Source organism: Vibrio sp. 1288 (genome assembly GCF_033344475.1).
On the sequence record NZ_JAWPOX010000754.1, the window covers coordinates 1 to 612 of the forward strand.

Genomic DNA, 612 nt, shown 5'->3' on the forward strand with positions numbered 1-612 from the left:
GTTAAGCCTGCCGTTTGCAGATAAATTGCCACGAATTCGTCAGCGTGAGATGCCAGCTATTGGCGCGCCTGTCATGGTTTTGGCCACCCTTGCGATGGTGGTATTACCGATACCCGCGTTCCTACTGGATATGTTCTTCACCTTTAACATCGCCTTAGCCATGGTGGTGTTGTTGGTGACGGTATATACACGCCGCCCGTTAGATTTCGCCGCGTTCCCGACGGTACTGCTGATCGCAACGTTGTTGCGTTTGGCGCTGAACGTTGCGTCTACCCGTGTCGTGTTACTTCATGGTCATGAAGGGGGCAATGCAGCAGGTAACGTTATCGAGGCGTTTGGTAACGTTGTAATTGGCGGTAACTACGCAGTCGGTTTAGTCGTCTTCCTCATCTTGATGATCATTAACTTTATGGTTGTGACCAAAGGTGCGGGGCGTATTTCTGAGGTGAGCGCTCGTTTCACCCTTGATGCGTTGCCTGGTAAACAGATGGCGATTGATGCGGACTTAAACGCAGGTCTTATCGACCAAGAGCAAGCGCGCGTGCGTCGTTTTGAAGTGACCAAAGAGGCAGATTTCTACGGCTCAATGGATGGTGCGTCCAAGTTTGTAAA

At 51.0% G+C, this 612-nt stretch carries 1 protein-coding gene; it reads left to right on the forward strand.

Translation table 11 applies throughout. The features are described from left to right. Window positions 1-7: 7 nt before the first annotated feature. A partial coding sequence (locus tag R8O11_RS29170; RefSeq protein WP_318195116.1) for an FHIPEP family type III secretion protein occupies window positions 8-612 on the forward strand: 605 nt, incomplete at its 3' end.